The following is an 18,722-nucleotide window of genomic DNA, read 5'->3' as shown; positions in this document are numbered from 1 at the left end:
ATCATTCTTGATCGTTTCTGCTCGCGATGTTAGATGGTGAGCGAAAGCGCAATCGCGCATGCTTCGCAGGACCGCCATGAACGCCCATACCCCCATCACTTCCGCTCTTCCGTTTGCCGTGCCGTCGAGTCGCTGGGACGACGAAGTTGCAGGCAGGCTCAGCCCGGCAGAACTGCTGCTTTACCGCTCGAACCTGCTCGGTAGCGATCTGACGGTGACGAACTTTGGCGGCGGCAATACCTCTGCCAAGCTTGAGGAGGTCGATCCGCTTAACGGCGAGAAGGTCGAGGTGCTGTGGGTCAAGGGGTCGGGTGGCGACATCGGGTCGATGAAGCTTGATGGCTTTGCCACGCTTTATCAGGCCAAGCTGCTGGGACTGGAGGCGCACTATTCAGGTCCTGACGATGACGACAAGATGGTCGGCTTCCTGCCGCACTGCACTTTCAACCTGAACGGCCGCGCGGCGAGCATCGACACGCCGCTCCATTCGCTGCTGCCGTTCGCGCACGTCGATCATGTCCACCCGGACGCGATCATCGCGCTGGCAGCGTCGTCTGGCGGTGAAGCGGCGACGCAGGAGATCTGGGGCGGCAGGATCGGTTGGCTGCCGTGGAAGCGTCCGGGCTACACGCTGGGCGTGATGCTGCGCGATTACGTGAAGGCGAACCCGCATGTCGAAGGCGTGATGCTGGCGGGCCACGGGATCATCTGCTGGGCCGACAGCGCCAAGGCCTGCTACGAGCACACCGTGCAGTTGATTGCCGACGCTGCGAACTATCTGAACGCCAGGCTTGGCAGCGCACCTGCTTTCGGCGGCCAGAAGGTTGCGCCGAACCCGGATCGCGCGGCCATTGCCGCCGACCTCATGCCCCGCCTGCGCGGCTTCATGACCGGCGCCCGCCAGAAGCTCGGCCACTTCTCGGACGATGCCGAGGCGCTCGAGTTCACAGGCTCGGCAGACTTCGAGCGCCTTGCTGCGCTGGGGACGTCCTGCCCCGATCACTTCCTGCGCACCAAGATCGCGCCGCTCACGCTCGATCCGGCGCGTCTGCAGGACGATGCCTACCTGGCGCAGAAGGTTGCCGATTATCGCGAGATGTATGCGGCCTATTATGAGCGCTGCAAGCGGGGCAACAGCCCGGCCATGCGCGATTCCAACCCGGTCGTCGTGCTGGTGCCGGGCGTCGGTCGCATCACCTTCGCCACCGACAAGACCACCGCCCGCCTCGCTGGCGAATTCTATGGCAATGCGATCAACGTGATGCGCGGTGCCGAGGCAATCGGTGACTACATCGCACTGGACGAGCAGGAAGCCTTCGACATCGAGTACTGGTTGCTCGAGGAAGCCAAGCTGCAGCGCATGCCTGCGCCCAAGCCGCTGGTCGGCAAGATCGCGCTCGTCACCGGCGGGGCAGGGGGCATCGGTGCCGCGTCTGCCGCGCGCCTGCTGCGCGAGGGAGCCTGCGTGGTTCTGGCGGATCGCGCGGCCGATGCGGTCGAGGAAGTGCGCGCCGGGTTTGCCAGGCAGTTCGGCAAGGATGTCGTGCGCGCGGCGGTCTGCGACGTCACCGACGAAGCGCAAGTGCAAGCCGCTATCGATGTGGCTGCACGCGAGTTCGGCGGGCTGGACATTCTTGTCGCCAATGCCGGCATTGCCTCGTCCGCGCCGATCGAGGAGACCACGATCGAGCTGTGGAACCGCAACTACGACGTGCTGGCACAAGGCTACTTCCTCACCGCCCGCGCTGCCTGGCCGCTGATGAAGCGGATGAAGGACCAAGGCGGTTCGTCGGTGGTGTTCATCGGTTCGAAGAACGGCGTTGCTGCGGCGACCAATGCCAGCGCCTATGCCTCGGCCAAGGCTGCCGCAAACCATCTCGCGCGCTGCCTGGCGCTGGAAGGCGCGCCCCACGGCATCCGCGTCAACACCGTCAACCCGGACGCCGTGATCAAGGGCAGCAAGATCTGGGACGGCGACTGGCGCAAGGAGCGCGCAGGGGCCCACGGCATCGACAGCGGCAAGGAACTGGAAGAACACTACCGCCAGCGCTCGATGCTCAAGCGCGACGTTCTGCCCGAAGACATTGCTGAAGCGGTCTATTTCCTCGGTTCGGACATGAGCGCAAAGTCCACCGGCAACATGATCAATGTCGACGCGGGCAACGCGCAGGCATTCACGCGCTGAAGCACCGGGAGAGGATAACGACATGACCGAACTGCCGATCTCGGCCGACCTGATCGCGACGCGCAACACCGCCCATGCCGAAGCGCTGGAGGAAGACTACGCCGCGCTGGGCCGCAAGCTCTCACGCACCGGTATCGATATCGATGCGATCAAGGACCGCGTCGCTGGTTTTTCCGTTGCCGTGCCTTCATGGGGCGCAGGGCGCGGCGGCACCCGCTTTGCCAAGTTCCCGATTGCGGGCGAGCCGACCAACATCCATGAAAAGCTGGAAGATTGCGCCGTCATCCAGCAGCTCAGCCGCGTCACTCCGCGCGTGTCCCCGCACTTCCCGTGGGACAAGGTCAGCGATTACAACGCGCTGCGTGAAGAGGCTGCTGCGCTCGGCCTTGGCTGGGACGCGGTGAACTCGAACACTTTCCAGGATCAGGTCGGCCAGGCGCACACTTACGCCAACGGATCGCTTGCCGCGCAGGACGCAGCCACGCGCCAGCAGGCCGTCGATCACAACATCGAGTGCATCGAGATCGGGCGTCAGCTCGGATCGACCGACCTGACGGTGTGGGTGGGCGATGGCACCAACTTCCCGGGCCAGCAGGACCTTGGTCGCAGTCTTGATCGCTATCTCGAAGCGGCCTCGAAGATCTACGCCGCGCTGCCCGACGACTGGCGGATGCTGCTGGAACACAAGATGTTCGAGCCGGCGTTCTATTCGACCGTGATCAGCGACTGGGGTTCCTCGATCCTTGCCGCGCAAGAGCTTGGCCCGAAGGCCAAGTGCCTCGTCGACCTCGGCCACCACGCGCCCAATGTGAACATCGAACAGATCGTTGCCCGCCTGCACCGCTTCGGCAAGCTTGGCGGCTTCCACTTCAACGACAGCAAGTATGGCGATGACGATCTCGACAGCGGTTCGATCAACCCGCACCAGTTGTTCCTGGTGTTCAACGAACTGGTCGAGGCGGAACGCAATCCGCGTGATGGCTTCAATCCCAGCTACATGATCGACCAGTCGCACAACGTGACCGATCCGATTGAATCGATGCTCTCCAGCGCCGAGACGATCACCCAGTGCTTCGCCAAGGCGCAGCTGGTCGACCGCGAGACGCTGCATGCGGCGCAGGAAGCCAACGACACGATGATGGCCTTCCAGGCCCTGCGCCGCGCCTACAACGTCGACGTTGCCCCGATCCTCGCCAAGGCGCGGATGGAAGCAGGCGGCGCCATCGACGTCCTCGAAGCCTACCGCATGAGCCAGTACCGCAGCCGCAAGGCGCAGGAGCGCAAGGCGGTGGGGCTGGGCGCAGGTATCGTCTGATCCGATCTGACCTGCTGGAAAAAAGAAGATATTTGGGAGTGAGCTTGATGACTATCCGCAATGGCCTGTCCATCGCCGCAATTCTTGCTGCGACGACGATGCTCGCTTCTGCCGGTATGGCCAAGGAAACCCCTGCTGCCGCCGCCGCGAAGGCGACGGAAGCAGACGAGCTTGCCCAGCAATTCCGGGACCCGCCGATGGAGGCCCGCCCGCGCGTGTGGTGGCACTGGATGAACGGCAACATCACCAAGGACGGCATCGCCAAGGACATGGCGTGGATGAAGCGCGTCGGGATTGGTGGTTTGCAGAACTTCGATGCCGATCTTGATACTCGTCAGGTGGTCGACAAACGCCTTGTCTACATGACGCCCGAATGGAAGGACGCTTTCCGTTTTGCCGCAAGCGAGGCTGACCGCCTCGGGCTTGAGCTAGCCATCGCTGCATCGCCGGGCTGGTCCGAAACCGGCGGGCCGTGGGTCAAGCCGGAAGATGGCCTGAAGAAGGTCGTATGGTCGGAACTGCGTGTGAAAGGTGGCAGGACGTTTTTCGGCAAGCTGCCGATGCCGCCGGTCACCACCGGGCCATTCCTCGACATGCCCACGGACGATCCGCTGGCGAAGATTACCGGCGAGAAGGGCTTCAAGGCACCTGAGCACTATAGAGACATCGCCGTCTTCGCCGTGCCTGATACAGCTTTGGCCGAGATAATCCCGGCCTACAGTTCTGGTGGGAAGACAATTGATGGCGCAGCCCTTTCCGACGGCAATCTGACGACCGGCGTGACGCTGCCGCGCGGCCCTGCCGAGGATCCCGCGACTTTGGTGGCAAGCTACGAAAAGCCGCAAACGATCCGTTCGGTGACTGTCGCCATGCCTGGCGCCAAGAGCATGTTCGCAGGGCCGACGGTTGACGTCCGACTTGAAGCGAGCGACGACGCCAGCAGCTGGCGCAAGGTGTCGGACCTGCCGATCACCGGTGCGCCGTCGACCGTAAGCTTCCCGCCGGTAAACGCGCGGCATTTCCGGCTCGTCCTCGCCCCTCTGCAGTTCAGCGGATCGAACATGGGCGATCCTGCGCCGGGGGTGATCGTCAGCGGTTTCCTCGAGATGATGGCAAGCAGCGCAAAGGCGCCGATTGCCGTCAATCAATTCCGCCTCAACCCGGATGTGATGATCGACCAGTTCGAGGCGAAAGCAGGTTTTGCCATCGCTCGGGACTACGATGCGCTTGGCGCGCCTGATGCGTCTGCAGTTGGCGTCGATCCGGCCAAGATCATCGATCTGACGAACAGGATGCGGCCGGACGGCTCACTCGACTGGACGCCGCCGCAGGGACAATGGCGCGTGATCCGGATGGGTTCGAGCCTTCTAGGCACGACCAATCATCCGGCTCCACCCGAAGCGACGGGGCTTGAGGTCGACAAGTTCGATGGTGCGGCGGTCCGCCGGTATCTCGAGCATTACCTCGGCACCTACAAGGATGCCGCTGGCGCCGAGCTTGTTGGCCAGCGCGGCGTGCGAGCGCTGCTGACCGATTCGATCGAGGTTGGTGCGGCCAACTGGACGCCGCGCATGATCGAGCAGTTCCGCCGGCTGCGTGGCTACGACCCGACGCCGTACTTGCCTGCACTTGCCGGGGTACTCGTCGGCACGCGCGCGCAATCGGACAAGTTCCTGCGCGACTATCGGCAGACGCTGGCCGACCTGATGGCGTCCGAACATTACGGCACGGTGGCCCAAGTGGCGCACGAGAACGGCCTCAAGGTCTACGGCGAGGCGCTGGAGGACAACCGGCCTTCGCTGGGCGATGACATGGCGATGCGCCGCCATGCCGACGTGCCGATGGCGGCGCTGTGGACGTTTGGCCGAAAGGCAGGACCGAACCCCAGCTATCTCGCTGACATGAAGGGGGCAGCGTCTGTTGCCCATATCTATGGCCAGAATATCGTCGCTGCAGAATCGATGACTTCGGCAGTGGCGCCCTGGGCCTATGCGCCCAACGAGTTGCGTCGCATCATCGATCTGGAATTCGGAACCGGAGTAAACCGGCCGGTGGTTCACACTTCGGTCCACCAGCCTGTCGACGACAAGGTGCCGGGCCTCTCGCTCGCGATTTTCGGTCAGTTCTTCAACCGCCACGAAGCCTGGGCCGAACTGGCTCGCCCGTGGGTAGACTACATGGCGCGCTCTTCGCTTTTGCTGCAGGCCGGGCGCAATGTCGCCGATGTCGCCTATTTCTATGGTGAAGAGGGCCCACTTACTGCGCTTTACGGGCGCAATCGCATTGCCGATGCGCCCAAGGCGCATGCCTATGACTTCATCAATCGCGATGCGCTGTTCGATGCGGTGGACGTGCGCGATGGCGATGTGGTCGCTCGCGGTGGTGCGCGCTATCGCGCCATCCAACTCGGCGGCTCCTCGCGCAAGATGACGCTTGCCACCTTGCAGCGCCTTGCGGCTCTGGTGGAGGCGGGCGCAACCGTGATCGGCAAGGCGCCGTCAGGCTCGCCGGCCTTGACGGACAAGCAGGAAGACTTTGCTGCTGTCGTTGCACGCCTTTGGAGCGGTCAGCCCGTTACCAAGGTCGGTGCGGGTAAGGTCATCGCCTCGGACGATGTGGACGCCGCTCTGGCGCTGGATGGCATAGCACCCGATTTTCACCTGGAGGGTGCATCCGGTGATGTCGAGGTCCTGTTCGTTCATCGCAAGCTCTCTGATGGTGACGTCTGGTTCGTCAACAATCGTCGGCCAGGCACGGAGCAGGTCGAGGCGCACTTCCGCGTCACCGGCAAGCAGCCTGAATTGTGGCACGCCGATACTGGCGCCACGGAGCCCGTGTCCTACCGGATCGAAAACGGCGAGACGGTGGTGCCGATGACGTTCGATGCGGAAAGCTCGGTCTTCGTGGTGTTCCGCAAGACTGCCGCATCCAGTGCGATGATGCTGAAGAAGGTGGTGCCGACGGCAGTCGCCACACTCGACAAGCCCTGGCAAGTGGCCTTCCAGACTGCGCGCGGCGCTCCTGCCGCGATCATGCTGCCCAAGTTGCGTTCATTGACCGAGCAAGCCGATCCGGGTGTCAGGTACTTCTCGGGCGTCGCCAGCTACACCACGAGCTTCACCCTGCCCAAGGGTGTCAAGCCCGGAGCGCCGCTCTGGCTTGATCTTGGCGAGGTCGGAGAAATCGCCGAGGTTACCGTGAACGGCAAGAGCGCAGGCTATGCCTGGCACAAGCCCTATCGGGTCGACCTTTCGGGCCTGGTCAGGCAGGGCCGCAATGCGCTGGAGGTGAAGGTCGCCAATCTGTGGGTCAACCGCCTGATCGGCGATGCGCAGCCTGACGCCAAGAGGGTCACATGGACTGCCATCCCGACCTATCGCGCCGATGCGCCGCTGCGACCATCGGGGCTCATCGGCCCGGTCACGCTCGAAGCGGCGCGGCCGTCGAATCCCTGACGACGAGCGAATAGTCCAGCAGGTGAGGGGTGTTTTGCGGCTCTCCCTTGCGCAGCAGCAGCGAGGCTGCGGCATAACCCATTTCCTCGATGGGCTGGTTGACCGTGGTGAGATAGGGCCAGACCGACCGCGCGATCCAGCTGTCGTCGAACCCGGCAACCGATATGTCAGCCGGTACCCTGAGCCCGGCCTGCGCACAGGCGGCCATCACCCCGGCGGCGGAATCGTCGTTGGTTGCGAAGATGGCGGTCGGCCTCGGTCCATCCTGCAGGAGTTCGGTGCCCGCCCTGATGCCGCCTTCGAAACTGAAATTGCCCGGCACTTCGCGCACCGGTTCCGGCAGTCCCAACTCGGCTAACGCCGCGATGAAGCCGTCGCGTCTGCGCGCGGCGGCGAGATGGCGCTCCGGGCCAAGGACAACGGCGAGCTTGCGATGGCCAAGTTCCCACAGGTGCCGTGCAAGTGACGCTGCAGCCTGCGCATCGTCGATGCAGACGCTGGGAGAGCGCTGTGCCTGCAGCGCCGGGGAAATCCGCACGTAGCGAATGCCGGAACGATCAAGGAAATCGAGCAGAACGACATCGTCGGTCAAGGGCGGCGTGAGGATGAAGCCATCGCACCGGCTGTTGCTGACAAGCCCCAGCAGGCGCGCTTCGTATTCCGCACGGGGCGCGCTGGAATCGACGTTGTCGATGCGCAGGTGATACTGGTTGGCGCGACAGGCCTCGTACACGCCTTTCTGGATATTCATGGTGTAGTTCGGGCTGGGATTGTCGAAGAGCAGCCCGACGATGAACGTGCGCGAACCGGCAAGCGAGCGGGCGGCGGTGTCGGGCACGTAGTTCAGCGCGGAGATGGCGGCCTCGACCTTTTCGCGCAGCCGGGCAGAGACGTGAGGCTCGGCATTGATCACGCGCGAAACGCTCTTGAGCGACACGCCGGCGAGGCGCGCCACGTCGTCCATGGTGGCGTGTTCACCGGCGCGGCCGTTCTCGGACATCGACATGGAGATTGGAAAGGCCCTTCGTTGATTGAACACTGTCGTTGCCCTGCTTAGCAAACCCGTCACGCAAACGGGAGGGGGCCGCAGCGCTTTCTTGACAGCGTTGACATGGGGCGGCATCCCGGTCGCCGAAGATACGAAAAAGATGGAGATCCGGAGATGCGCAGGAAGGCCTTGATCACCCTGGCAGCGGCATGCGTTGCAAGCACCGCACTCTCGGCAAAGGCTCCGCCGGTCCAGCCTGTCGTCGTCACGAGCGATGGTGCGGTCGGAGGCCAAGTTCTGGCCGACGGCGTCGAGGCCTTCCTCGGCATTCCCTATGCTGCGCCACCGATAGGCGCAAATCGCTGGCGCGCTCCCCAACCGGTAGCCCGGTGGAGCGGGACAAGACCAGCGACGTCATACGGCGCGGATTGCGCGCAAGCTCCGTTTCCGCCCGACGCGGCGCCGATCCGGACCACGCCCAGGGAAGACTGCCTTTACCTTAACGTCTGGCGCCCGGCAAAGGCATCGGCGGCCGCGAAGCTGCCGGTAATGGTGTGGGTGCATGGCGGTGGTTTCGTGAACGGCGGAACCTCTCCCGCGACTTATTCGGGACACAACTTCGCGCGGGACGGCGTTGTTCTGATCAGCCTGAACTACCGCCTTGGACGGTTTGGCTTCTTTGCGCACCCGGGCCTTGCGGCGGAAGGTGCCGGCGGTAACTTCGGGTTTCTTGACCAGATCGCAGCCCTGAGGTGGGTGAAGGCAAATGCAGCCGCCTTTGGTGGAGATCCGGGCAACGTCACCGTGTTTGGCGAAAGCGCCGGGGGCATGTCGATGCACATGCTGCTTCAGGCTCCCGAGGCCCGCGGCCTGTTCCACAAGGTGATCATCGAAAGCGGCGGCGGGCGCGATCGAACCCTGCCCATGCCGACGATTGCAACGGCGGCAAAGGCAGGTGAGGCGTTTGCTCCGGGGCTTGATGCCGCTGCCCTCCGCGCCTTGCCTGAAGCGCAGGTGACCGGCGACCTGTCGATGATGACGATGGCCAAGCCGGGGTACTCGGGCCCGATGATCGACGGGCGGACCATCCTTGGCGCAAGCATCGACGGCGTCGAGGCCGGTCTTTATGCCGATGTTCCCGTCATTGTCGGCGCCAATTCCGCCGATGGCTTCCCGATGACGACGGACAAGGCGAGCATTTTTGCGGCCTTCAAGGCGCCCGAAGCGCGTCGCCTTTACGATGCCGATGGCCGCACAACTGGCCTTGTCGTCGGCACGATGACGAGCGCTGACCGGATGTTCATAGAGCCGGCCCGCGCTATCGCCCGGGGCCTCGCCCGGCGCGGACGGACGGCGTACCTCTACCGCTTCGCCTACGCGCATCCCGATGCTGCGGCGGCAATGGGCGGAGCGCCTCACGCCAGCGAACTGCCCTACGTCTTTGACACCGTCTCCGCGCGCACGATGTACAAGGCCGTGCCGGCGGAACAACCGGTCGCAACCATCACCCACAAGTTGTGGATCGATTTCGCACGCAGCGGCAAACCAAGTTCCGATTGGCCGGCAGTTTCTCCTGATGACACGAAAGTCATGCTGATCGGGGCTGATGGCGCGCGTCACCAGGCTGACCCTTACCAGGCGCGGCTCGATTTCGCGGAAGGCCTTGCTGTACAAAAATAGCCGGACCGAAAAGCCTCTTTCTGACCAGCGGGTTCTTCACGCGATGCCATGGAGGCCAGAATGACCGGTCGCGAAGTTGTCGAGGGAGTATTTCTACCGCCCCCGTTGACAATTACGCGGCAGAGTTCATCTGTTTCTCATGCTTTCGCAGAAGACCCGCTACACAATCCGTGCTCTGCAGCACTTGGCTGATACGTTCGGGCAGGGCCCGGTGCGGCTCGACGCGATTGCTGAAGCGCAGAATATTCCCCGCAAGTTCCTGACCGTCATCCTGTCGGAAATGGCACGGGAAGGCATTGTCATCTCGCACCGGGGGCGCGAAGGCGGTTACGAACTTGCCCTGCCTCCCGTCGACATCCGTTATGGCGACATCATCCGCCTGACTCGTGGCAGTCTTGCCCTGGTTCCCTGTGCGGCGCGCAATGCGCACGAGAAGTGCAACAATTGCCTTCCTGAAGCCGAATGTCGGCTGCGCGGCCTGATGCTGCAACTTCGCGACGATACCGCCGCCATCCTCGACCGAATCACACTCGCCGACCCTATCAAGGTCGAGCCACCTTTCGCCGAAGCGTAAAACCCTGCAACTTCACTTGGCGTTCAGGAACCGGCTGGCTATAGGGTCGGCATGACCGTCCTCGACATGCGCCGTCCGTTGCGCTTCGCCGTCCTTGCTGCCGCCACTGTCGCCATGGGCGTGACCGCCGGTTGTGCTGGCGGGAGCAACAAGAAGAAGGACGTGGCCTACGTCGCACGCGACGTGGATACGCTGTACACGGCGGCCAAGGATCGGCTCGATCGCGGAGACGCCAAGCAGGCTGCTGCCCTGTTCGACGAGGTCGAACGCCAGCATCCCTATTCGCCGTGGGCGCGCCGCGCGCAGTTGATGAGCGCGTTCAGCTACTACGCCGCTCGCGATTATTCCAAGTCGGTCCAGTCGGCGCAGCGGTTCCTGTCGATCCACCCCGGCAACAAGGACGCGCCTTACGCCTACTACCTCGTCGCGCTGTGCTATTACGAGCAGATCTCTGACGTCACGCGCGACCAGAAGATCACTCAGCAGGCGCTGACGGCGATGAACGAGTTGGTCCGTCGCTACCCCAACACCGACTACGCCGCCGACGCGCGCCTGAAGATCGACCTGATCAACGATCACCTTGCCGGCAAGGAAATGGAGATCGGCCGCATGTACCAGCGCAGCGGCAAGTGGCTCGCCGGAACGCTGCGCTTCCGCGCTGTTGCCGAGAAATACCAGACCACCAGCCATGCGCCGGAAGCACTTTATCGTCTGGTCGAAAGCTACCTCTCGCTCGGCCTGCCGGTCGAAGCGCAGAAGGCTGCGGCCGTGCTCGGCACCAACTATCCAGGCAGCAAGTGGTACGAGCGTTCGTACGAGCTGATGAACAAGTACGCGCCGGGCACCAAAGCCGTCTGACGCTGCATTGGCCGGCGCGGCAACCGCGTCGGCAATTTCTCAGAAGCCGTAGACGAGTGTGAGTCGACTGGTCGTGTCGGTTCCGATGCGCCCGATTTCGGGGGCGGTTTCATACTGCACCATGTACGACAACCGCGCCTTCAGCTTGCCGATCAGCCGCGAATCGAGCGCGGCGAGCGTGTAGAACGTGCTTCCTTCGGCATCGACGTAGGCGCTTGCGTCCTGGCTGTAGGTTAGCGTGGGTGTCAGCTTGAACTTGGCTTCCAGGGACGCGAGGCCGGCAACGACCGACTCTCTTTCGCCGTCGACCGGATTGGTCACGCGCCACGCAGGACCACCCTTGACGCTGAGCTTGGCGTCGTTGCTCTTGAGCAGGTTGTAGCCCAGACCGCCCGACACGCTGTAGCGGGAGTCGAACCCCTGGAAGCGATCCTTTTCGTACTGCCCCAAGCCGAACAGATAGCCGCGTTCGTCGAACTTGTAGTTCGGCTCGGCCGAAACGCGGTATTGCTCGCGGATCACGACGTCGGCGGTTTCCTGGTAATCGGCCCGAGCATTGGTGCCGATGCGCCAGTTCGCACCCTCGACGAGCATCTTGAACCCGCCCACAAGGCCGATCCCCGGGGCATTGCCGGTGTTGGCAAACGCTCCGGCTTCGCCTTCGCCGGACGATTTGATCAGGGTCGGCAGCGTGGGCAGCGTTGCAGATACGGGGGCGACCGGAGCTTTTGCCGCCAGTGCTGGCGCTGTATTCACGGCAAGGACCGGCGGCAGCGCAATTGTCTCGCGCGTTGCACGCCAGAGCGCCAGTCTGCGGTCGATCTCCTCTGAGAACGCCGGATAGGTTCGCTTGGCCACTCGCGACACCGCTTCGATCTCGACCGGATCGCCTGATGCAAGGGCGTTTTCAAGCACGGCGTTTATGCCCACGGGCATTGCCGCGTCCGCGGATTCCTGTGACGCGGATGCAAGTGCCGCGGAGAACGCAAGTGCGGCGGACAAGCCGACTGTAGCAAGGATCATGCTGACCGTTCCATGGCGGCTGTCTAGCATGTGCTTTCCGCCAGTGACTACCGCTTTTGCGGCAACCGGCTGAAAACGCATGCGACAGACGAAGGTCAGGCGGGCAGCAAATCGCCCTGCGGCGCGGGCGCAAGCGCTGCACCAACAGCCTGAAGGAACTGCTCGGTCGCGCGGTCCCAATTGTATCGCGCACCTTGCACCGCCGCACCGAGACGGTGACAGCGCAATGCCTTCGCGATCGCCAGGGCAAGATCATCTTCCAGAGCGCCGATCTGCATCGGCAGGTCGTCGGCGGGGCCTCGGCCGCGCGGGCCGACGATATCGAGCGGGCCCGGCACCGGATAAGCCGCCACCGGCAATCCACTGGCAAGCGCCTCGATCATGACAAGACCGAACGTGTCGGTCCGGCTCGGAAAGACGAAGACATCAGCCGAGCAATAGGCGCGCGCCAGATCCTCGCCATGAAGCGGGCCGAGGAACACGGCATCGGGATAGCGGTGCCGCAGGCGAACTAGGTCGGGTCCCGATCCTGCCACGACCTTTGTGCCGGGCACATCGGCATCGAGGAAGGCTGTAAGGTTCTTCTCGATCGCGACGCGGCCGACGTTAAGCAGGATCGGTCGTGGGAGGTTTGCGAGGGATTCTAATGGTTCGTGCCCGGGATGGAAAAGGTCCCGATCAATGCCGCGGGTCCACAGCCTGGTATGGCCGATGCCCTGTCCGGCAAGTTCGCGGGCAAGCGTGGGTGTCGATACCAGCACGGCACGGCTGGCGGCATGGAAGCGACGCATGAGCGGCCAGAAATGATCCGCGCTCAGACCAGTGCGAACCGCCGCATATTCCGGAAAGCGCGTATGGAAGGCGGTGGTGAACGGGACGTCGTTGGCCTTGCACCAGCTTCGTGCGCTCCAGCCAATCGGCCCTTCGGTGGCGATGTGCACTAAGTCGGGCGCGAAATCGGCCAGGGTCCGCCGCGTCCCGAACCGGGGCGCCATGGCCAGGCGGATTTCACTGTAGCCGGGCAGTGGCAGGGTGAGGAACTGGCCAGGCGTGATCAGTTCGATCTCGTGGCCAAGCATGGTCAGTCGGTCGACCGTTGCCGCCAGGGTGCGGACAACGCCGTTGACCTGCGGGTGCCAGGCGTCGGTGCAGATCGCAATCCTCATGCCGGTTCCTCCTCAAGCTGCGGAATGGGTTTAAGCACGGCCTTCAGAGCAGCATTGCGCCGGGTCTCTTCAGCCCAGTCGACGATCGCGATCGCACCGAAGGCGTCTTCGACCAGCGCGGTGCAGCTTTCGACCCAATCGCCGTCGTTGTAATAAGTGACATCGCCGATCTGACGGATCTCGGCGCAGTGGATGTGCCCGCACACGACGCCGTCGACGCCCATGTCGCGCGCGGCGTGGGCTACCGCTTCCTCGAAATCGCAGACGAACTGGACAGCGTTCTTCACCTTCTTCTTGAGATAGGCGGAAAGCGACCAGTAGGGCAGCTTGAATTGGCGCCGCGCCAGATTGAACAAGACGTTGGCGCGCAGGAGCAGCGAATAGGCCTTGTCGCCGAGGAAGGCGAGCCAGCGGGCATAGAGCACCACGCCATCGAAGCCATCGCCGTGTGTCACGAGCAGCCGGCGGCCGTCTGCAGTCACGTGAATGGTTTCGAGCGCGAGTTCGACGCCGCCGAAGCTCATGCCTGCGTAGGGGCGGAGCATTTCGTCATGGTTGCCGGCAATCAGCACAACGCGGGTCCCGCGATGCGCCATCTTGAGAATTCGGCGCACCACTTCGTTGTGTGCGTCAGGCCAGAACCATCCCTTGCGCAACCGCCAACCATCGACGATGTCACCGACGAGGTAGAGTGTCTCGCATTCGATGGCCGAAAGGAAATCGAGTAGCAGGCCGGCATTGCAACCGCGCGTGCCAAGATGAACGTCGGAGATCCAAACCGTGCGATACTTGCGCTTCGGGCGAAACCCTCGCGGTTCGGGCAAGTCGAGCCATGCCGGAGCCGAAGCAACAAGTTCAGCGGCGGTCTTGAACGGCTGTTTGCCATCGAGCTTTGCAACGCGCGCCATCGACGAACCTTTCTCCATGTCGGTCGAGGCAATGGCAGATTCGCGTTGCGGCCATGTGGCAGCCTGTCACCGCACTGAAACAAGTGTAGAACGAACTTGCTGCCGTGCGTGGACGAGCGCGTGACAACCGGCTAGAGAATCGCGCGATGCTCACCAGCCTGTCGATCCGCAACGTCGTGCTCATCGAAGCGCTCGACCTCAATTTCGCCGGCGGACTCGGCGTGCTGACGGGCGAGACCGGGGCCGGCAAATCGATCTTGCTTGATGCGCTGGGCCTGATCCTGGGAGATCGTGCCGACAGTGGCCTTGTTCGCGCGGGCGAAGATCAGGCAAGCGTGACCGCCACGTTCGAATTCGACAAGCTTCCGGCAGCGATCAGAGCCGCGCTGGGCGAAGCGGAGGTCGACGTCGAGCCGGGAGAGCCGCTCATCGTCAAGCGGCGGGTCCGGCGCGATGGCGGCTCGAAAGCCTTCGTGAACGACCAGCCCGTTGGCGTCGCACTGCTGCGCGAACTGGCGCGCAGCCTTGTCGAGTTGCACGGCCAGCACGATGATCGCGGTCTCGTCAACGCGCGCGGGCACCGCGCCTTGCTTGACAGGTACGCAGGGGCAGATGCCGCTGGAGTGGAAGCTGCCTGGGCGAAATGGCGCAAGGCCGAAGATGCGCTGCAATCTGCCCGCGCAGCCGTCTCCCGCGCAGCGGAGGAGCAGGATCTGCTCCTGGCCCATCTTGCCGAACTCAACGCCTTGGCTCCGGTCATTGGCGAGGAAGACGAACTTGCCGGTCAGCGCGCCGACATGCAGAAGGGGGAGCGACTTTCGGGCGATCTCGTCGAGTTGCAGCGCTTGTGGGAGGGCTCGGATTCGGCGCTGGCCACCTTGCGCAGCGCGGCGCGCCGGCTTGACCGGATCGCCACCGAGCACCCCCTGCTGGCAGAAGCGCTTGAAGCGCTTGACCGTGCCGTGATCGAAGCGGGCGAGGCCGAGGACAAACTTGCCCGCGCAGCCGAAGCACTCGCTCATGACCCCGCGCTGCTCGATCGGATCGAGACCCGGCTATTCGACCTGCGCGCCGCGGCCAGAAAGCATAGCTGCACGGTTGACGAACTGCCGCACAAGATGGCCGAGATGCGCACCGCGCTCGATGCCATCGAAGGCGGCGAGGCGCAGATCGCCGGACTTGAACGAACTGCGCGCGAGGCTGCACTGGATTATCAGGCAAAAGCCGAAACGCTTTCGGTCCAGCGCGCCGAGGCTGCGCGCCGGCTCGACAAGGCCGTTGCTGCCGAGTTGGCGCCATTGAAGCTCGATGCGGCAAAGTTCCACACGGCCGTGCTGCGCCTGCCCGAGGATCGCTGGGGCGCTGGCGGGATCGATGCGGTTGAATTCCTGATTTCCACAAACCCCGGTGCGGACTTTGCTCCGCTGGGCAAGATCGCCTCGGGCGGCGAACTTTCCCGCTTCATCCTCGCGCTCAAGGTTGCGCTGGCCGAAGAAGGCGGAGCCGCTACGATCATCTTCGACGAGATCGACCGCGGTGTCGGCGGTGCGGTGGCCAGCGCGATCGGTGACCGGCTTTCGCGCCTTGCCGGCGGGGGACAGCTTCTGGCGGTAACCCACAGCCCGCAAGTCGCGGCGCGGGGAGACCGGCACTACATGATCGCCAAGTCCTCGCAGGGCACCGTCACCCGCACGTCCGTTGCCCTTCTGGATGCGGCAGCGCGCAAGGAAGAGATCGCGCGGATGCTTTCGGGCGCCGAAGTTACCGCAGAAGCTCGCGCCCAGGCTGACCGGCTGCTGGAAAAGGCGTGAGCATCGTTGTGCCAATGTCAGACGCGGACGTACTCGATCGCCCGGTGTGGCACTCGCTCGGCGGACCGCAGAGCGCGCTTGACGTGGGCGGGGGCAATGTCCGCCGGCTCGATCCAGCCTATGGGCCGTTTGCGGCAGCCGCTCCGGACGCCGAGCAGGGCTTGTGCAATCATCTTCATGGCGGCGAGATCTGGCTTGTAGAGCCCAGCGCCGTCAGCGCGCCAAAAGGCTTGCGCGTGCTCAAGGAAGCGCCGCTCCTGCAGATGATTGCCGACGGTGAAATCGGGTCTTGCATTGATCCGGACATCGTTGCGTTGGGCGCAGGCGATGCTGCGGAGATGGCGCAATTGGCAATGGCCACCGAGCCCGGGCCTTGGGCTTCACAGACCTGGCGCTATGGCCAGTTCTACGGCATCCGCGTAAATGGAAGGCTGGCCGCGATGGCCGGAGAGCGCATGCGTCCGGCCAGCCACCTCGCCGAACTCAGCGGCGTCTGCACCTGGCCCGAATTCCGGGGCAGGGGCCTTGCCGCGCGGCTGATCTGCAAGGTCATGGCCGGCATGACGGCTCGCGGCGAAGTTCCATACCTCCATAGCTACGCCTCCAACGCCTCGGCCATCCGGCTTTATGAAAGCCTCGGCTTTCGGTCGCGCCGCGAAATGGTCGCCACGCTCCTTGGACCTGACGAATGATCGAGATGACAGAAGCCGATGCCGCCAACGAACTGATGCGGCTGGCGAGGCAAATTGCGCGCGCCAACCGGCTTTACCATGCCGAGGATGCGCCGGAGATTTCCGACGCTGAATACGATGCGCTCGTGCGTCGCAATGCCGAGCTTGAGGCTGCCTATCCGCATTTGATCCGGCCCGACAGCCCGAGCGCGCAGGTCGGCCATGAAGTTGCGTCCTCCCCTTTACGCAAGGTGGCCCACGAGGTTCGCATGATGAGCCTCGATAACGCCTTCACCGACGAGGAGGTTGAGGAATTTGTCGGGCGCGTCCGCCGCTTTCTCGCCCTTTCCGAAAGCGCGGAAGTGGTGATGACCGCCGAGGACAAGATCGATGGCCTGTCCTGCTCGCTGCGCTACGAGAATGGCAAGCTGGTTCGCGCTGCCACGCGTGGTGACGGCCAGGTGGGCGAGGATGTCACGGCCAATGTCGCGCATATTGCAGACATCCCGCAGGAGCTGAAGGGCACCGGCCTGTTTGACGTTCCCGCGGTGTTCGAGATCCGTGGCGAAGTCTACATGGCCAAGGCTGATTTCCTCGCGCTCAATGCCCGGCAGGCAGAAGCCGGGGACAAGATCTTTGCCAACCCGCGCAATGCAGCCGCCGGATCGCTGCGCCAGAAGGACGCCAGCGTTACCGCGAGCCGTCCCTTGCGTTTCCTCGCCCATGGCTGGGGCGCTGCCAGCGAAGTTCCGGCCGCCACCCAGTTCGAGATGATGCGCAAGATTGCTGACTGGGGCCTGCCCGTATCGCCGCTGCTGGTACGCTGCGCATCAGCAGCGGAGATGGTCGCGCATTATAGCACAATCGGCGAGCAGCGCGCCGATCTGCCGTATGATATCGATGGTGTGGTTTACAAGGTCGACCGGCTCGATTGGCAGGAGCGCCTCGGCTTCGTCGCCAAGGCGCCGCGCTGGGGGATCGCCCACAAGTTTCCGGCAGAGCGCGCCGAGACGACGCTTGAGGCCATCGACATCCAGGTTGGCCGGACCGGCAAGCTGACGCCGGTCGGTCGCCTGAAGCCGGTTCTGGTCGGCGGCGTCACCGTGACCAACGTCACGCTGCATAATCGCGATGAGATCGGGCGTCTGGGCCTGCGCGTCGGCGATCGCATCGTGCTGCAACGCGCGGGCGACGTTATCCCGCAGGTGGTCGAGAACTTGACCCGCGACGAGACGCGCGAAGCCTATGCTTTCCCTGACCATTGCCCCGAATGCCAGTCCGAAGCGGTTGCCGAGGAAGGCGAGGTGGATGTGCGGTGCACCGGCGGGCTGATCTGCCCCGCCCAGCGCGTCGAGCGGCTCAAGCATTTCGTCAGCCGGGCCGCGCTCGATATCGAGGGCTTGGGCGAGAAGACCATCATCGAGTTCTTCCACCTCGGCTGGCTCGAAAGCCCGGCCGACATCTTCCGCCTGAGGAAGCGCCGCAGCGACATCGTCGGGCGCGAAGGCTGGAAGGACAAGTCTGTGGACAACCTGTTGGCAGCTATCGAGGCGAAACGCGAACCGGACGCGGCGCGCCTGCTGTTCGGCCTCGGCATCCGCCATGTCGGCGCAGTCACCGCGCGGGATTTGATGAAGCGTTTCGTCACGCTTCCGGTCCTGCGCGATGCAGCCGTTGCGGCGCGGGAAGGTGGCGAAGCGACTGCAGACCTCCTCTCCATCGAAGGCGTCGGCCCGGTTGTTGTTGAAGCGCTGGGCGATTTCTTCCACGAACCACACAACATCGCCGTGTGGGAAGACCTGCTTTCGGAGGTTTCCCCGCCAGCTTACGTGGTCGAGACGAAGGACAGTGCCGTGGCTGGCAAGACCATCGTCTTCACCGGCAAGCTCGAAACCATGAGCCGCGACGAGGCAAAGGCCCAGGCCGAAGCTCTTGGCGCGCGCGCGGCAGGCTCGGTTTCAGCCAAGACGGACCTCGTCGTTGCAGGCCCCGGCGCTGGCTCGAAGCTCAAGCAGGCGGCGGCGCTGGGCATTGACGTGATCGATGAGGCCGCTTGGGCCGAGATCGTGAAGGCGGCAGGGTAGGGCA

Annotated in this window: 13 protein-coding genes; 9 read left to right on the top strand and 4 right to left on the bottom strand. The window is 63.9% G+C overall.

Annotation, left to right across the window (positions count from 1 at the left end; all coding sequences use genetic code 11):
* The first annotated feature begins 58 nt into the window (after positions 1–58).
* The 3 genes from B9A23_RS02695 to B9A23_RS02685 are packed head-to-tail and all read left to right on the top strand — an operon-like array spanning position 59 to position 6,955.
* Complete coding sequence (locus B9A23_RS02695; RefSeq protein WP_217806571.1) at positions 59–2,185, top strand: bifunctional rhamnulose-1-phosphate aldolase/short-chain dehydrogenase; 2,127 nt, start codon at positions 59–61, stop codon at positions 2,183–2,185.
* Positions 2,186–2,207: 22 nt separating this feature from the next.
* The gene (rhaI, locus tag B9A23_RS02690; RefSeq protein ID WP_084277287.1) at positions 2,208–3,500 is read left to right on the top strand and encodes an L-rhamnose catabolism isomerase; all 1,293 of its coding nucleotides are present in this window, start codon (positions 2,208–2,210) and stop codon (positions 3,498–3,500) included.
* 47 nt (positions 3,501–3,547) lie between these two features.
* On the top strand, positions 3,548–6,955 hold the full coding sequence (locus B9A23_RS02685; protein WP_084277286.1) for a glycosyl hydrolase: 3,408 nt from the start codon (positions 3,548–3,550) through the stop codon (positions 6,953–6,955).
* Here the strand turns inward: B9A23_RS02685 and B9A23_RS02680 are convergent.
* Positions 6,921–7,955: a LacI family DNA-binding transcriptional regulator gene (locus B9A23_RS02680; protein ID WP_176217846.1), complete on the bottom strand. Its 1,035-nt coding sequence runs from the start codon at positions 7,953–7,955 to the stop codon at positions 6,921–6,923. The two genes, B9A23_RS02685 and B9A23_RS02680, sit on opposite strands and share 35 nt — an antisense overlap.
* A gap of 162 nt (positions 7,956–8,117) precedes the next feature.
* Between B9A23_RS02680 and B9A23_RS02675 the strand changes: the two genes are divergently transcribed.
* The 3 genes from B9A23_RS02675 to B9A23_RS02665 all read left to right on the top strand — a co-directional run bounded on the left by B9A23_RS02675 (position 8,118) and on the right by B9A23_RS02665 (position 11,055).
* Positions 8,118–9,623 carry a carboxylesterase/lipase family protein gene (locus tag B9A23_RS02675; RefSeq protein ID WP_084277284.1) on the top strand — a complete coding sequence of 502 codons (1,506 nt, stop codon included), beginning with the start codon at positions 8,118–8,120 and terminating at the stop codon, positions 9,621–9,623.
* 139 nt (positions 9,624–9,762) lie between these two features.
* The gene (locus B9A23_RS02670; RefSeq protein ID WP_084277283.1) at positions 9,763–10,197 is read left to right on the top strand and encodes an RrF2 family transcriptional regulator; all 435 of its coding nucleotides are present in this window, start codon (positions 9,763–9,765) and stop codon (positions 10,195–10,197) included.
* Positions 10,198–10,248: 51 nt separating this feature from the next.
* On the top strand, positions 10,249–11,055 hold the full coding sequence (locus tag B9A23_RS02665; protein ID WP_084277282.1) for an outer membrane protein assembly factor BamD: 807 nt from the start codon (positions 10,249–10,251) through the stop codon (positions 11,053–11,055).
* Between the two features lie 39 nt (positions 11,056–11,094).
* Here B9A23_RS02665 and B9A23_RS02660 read toward each other — a convergent pair whose 3' ends face one another.
* The 3 genes from B9A23_RS02660 to B9A23_RS02650 all read right to left on the bottom strand — a co-directional run bounded on the left by B9A23_RS02660 (position 11,095) and on the right by B9A23_RS02650 (position 14,152).
* Positions 11,095–12,108, bottom strand: coding sequence for a DUF481 domain-containing protein (locus B9A23_RS02660; protein ID WP_254894931.1), 1,014 nt, complete (start codon positions 12,106–12,108; stop codon positions 11,095–11,097).
* A gap of 65 nt (positions 12,109–12,173) precedes the next feature.
* Entirely contained in the window at positions 12,174–13,244 is a 1,071-nt protein-coding gene (locus tag B9A23_RS02655; RefSeq protein ID WP_084277281.1) for a glycosyltransferase family 4 protein, read from the bottom strand.
* Entirely contained in the window at positions 13,241–14,152 is a 912-nt protein-coding gene (locus tag B9A23_RS02650) for a UDP-2,3-diacylglucosamine diphosphatase (RefSeq protein WP_084277511.1), read from the bottom strand. The genes B9A23_RS02655 and B9A23_RS02650 overlap by 4 nt, the downstream gene beginning before the upstream one ends.
* A 146-nt stretch (positions 14,153–14,298) precedes the next feature.
* Here B9A23_RS02650 and recN point away from each other — a divergent pair, with 146 nt between their 5' ends.
* The 3 genes from recN to ligA are packed head-to-tail and all read left to right on the top strand — an operon-like array spanning position 14,299 to position 18,718.
* Positions 14,299–15,963 carry a DNA repair protein RecN gene (recN, locus tag B9A23_RS02645; RefSeq protein ID WP_084277280.1) on the top strand — a complete coding sequence of 555 codons (1,665 nt, stop codon included), beginning with the start codon at positions 14,299–14,301 and terminating at the stop codon, positions 15,961–15,963.
* The gene (locus tag B9A23_RS02640) at positions 15,960–16,655 is read left to right on the top strand and encodes a GNAT family N-acetyltransferase (RefSeq protein ID WP_254894930.1); all 696 of its coding nucleotides are present in this window, start codon (positions 15,960–15,962) and stop codon (positions 16,653–16,655) included. The genes recN and B9A23_RS02640 overlap by 4 nt, the downstream gene beginning before the upstream one ends.
* Positions 16,652–18,718 carry an NAD-dependent DNA ligase LigA gene (gene ligA, locus B9A23_RS02635; protein WP_084277278.1) on the top strand — a complete coding sequence of 689 codons (2,067 nt, stop codon included), beginning with the start codon at positions 16,652–16,654 and terminating at the stop codon, positions 18,716–18,718. The genes B9A23_RS02640 and ligA overlap by 4 nt, the downstream gene beginning before the upstream one ends.
* Positions 18,719–18,722: the final 4 nt, after the last annotated feature.

Origin of the sequence: Novosphingobium sp. B1 (genome assembly GCF_900176395.1) — a bacterium.
Lineage (GTDB): Bacteria > Pseudomonadota > Alphaproteobacteria > Sphingomonadales > Sphingomonadaceae > Novosphingobium.
This window is presented reverse-complemented; position numbering and strand designations above follow the sequence as displayed.

Bases quoted from the DNA above. Each gene is read 5' to 3' on its own strand.
- B9A23_RS02695 (WP_217806571.1), top strand. From the start codon at position 59: ATGCTTCGCAGGACCGCCATGAACGCCCATACCCCCATCACTTCCGCT.
- rhaI (WP_084277287.1), top strand. From the start codon at position 2,208: ATGACCGAACTGCCGATCTCGGCCGACCTGATCGCGACGCGCAACACC.
- B9A23_RS02685 (WP_084277286.1), top strand. From the start codon at position 3,548: ATGACTATCCGCAATGGCCTGTCCATCGCCGCAATTCTTGCTGCGACG.
- B9A23_RS02680 (WP_176217846.1), bottom strand. From the start codon at position 7,955: ATGTCCGAGAACGGCCGCGCCGGTGAACACGCCACCATGGACGACGTG.
- B9A23_RS02675 (WP_084277284.1), top strand. From the start codon at position 8,118: ATGCGCAGGAAGGCCTTGATCACCCTGGCAGCGGCATGCGTTGCAAGC.
- B9A23_RS02670 (WP_084277283.1), top strand. From the start codon at position 9,763: ATGCTTTCGCAGAAGACCCGCTACACAATCCGTGCTCTGCAGCACTTG.
- B9A23_RS02665 (WP_084277282.1), top strand. From the start codon at position 10,249: ATGACCGTCCTCGACATGCGCCGTCCGTTGCGCTTCGCCGTCCTTGCT.
- B9A23_RS02660 (WP_254894931.1), bottom strand. From the start codon at position 12,108: ATGCTAGACAGCCGCCATGGAACGGTCAGCATGATCCTTGCTACAGTC.
- B9A23_RS02655 (WP_084277281.1), bottom strand. From the start codon at position 13,244: ATGAGGATTGCGATCTGCACCGACGCCTGGCACCCGCAGGTCAACGGC.
- B9A23_RS02650 (WP_084277511.1), bottom strand. From the start codon at position 14,152: ATGGCGCGCGTTGCAAAGCTCGATGGCAAACAGCCGTTCAAGACCGCC.
- recN (WP_084277280.1), top strand. From the start codon at position 14,299: ATGCTCACCAGCCTGTCGATCCGCAACGTCGTGCTCATCGAAGCGCTC.
- ligA (WP_084277278.1), top strand. From the start codon at position 16,652: ATGATCGAGATGACAGAAGCCGATGCCGCCAACGAACTGATGCGGCTG.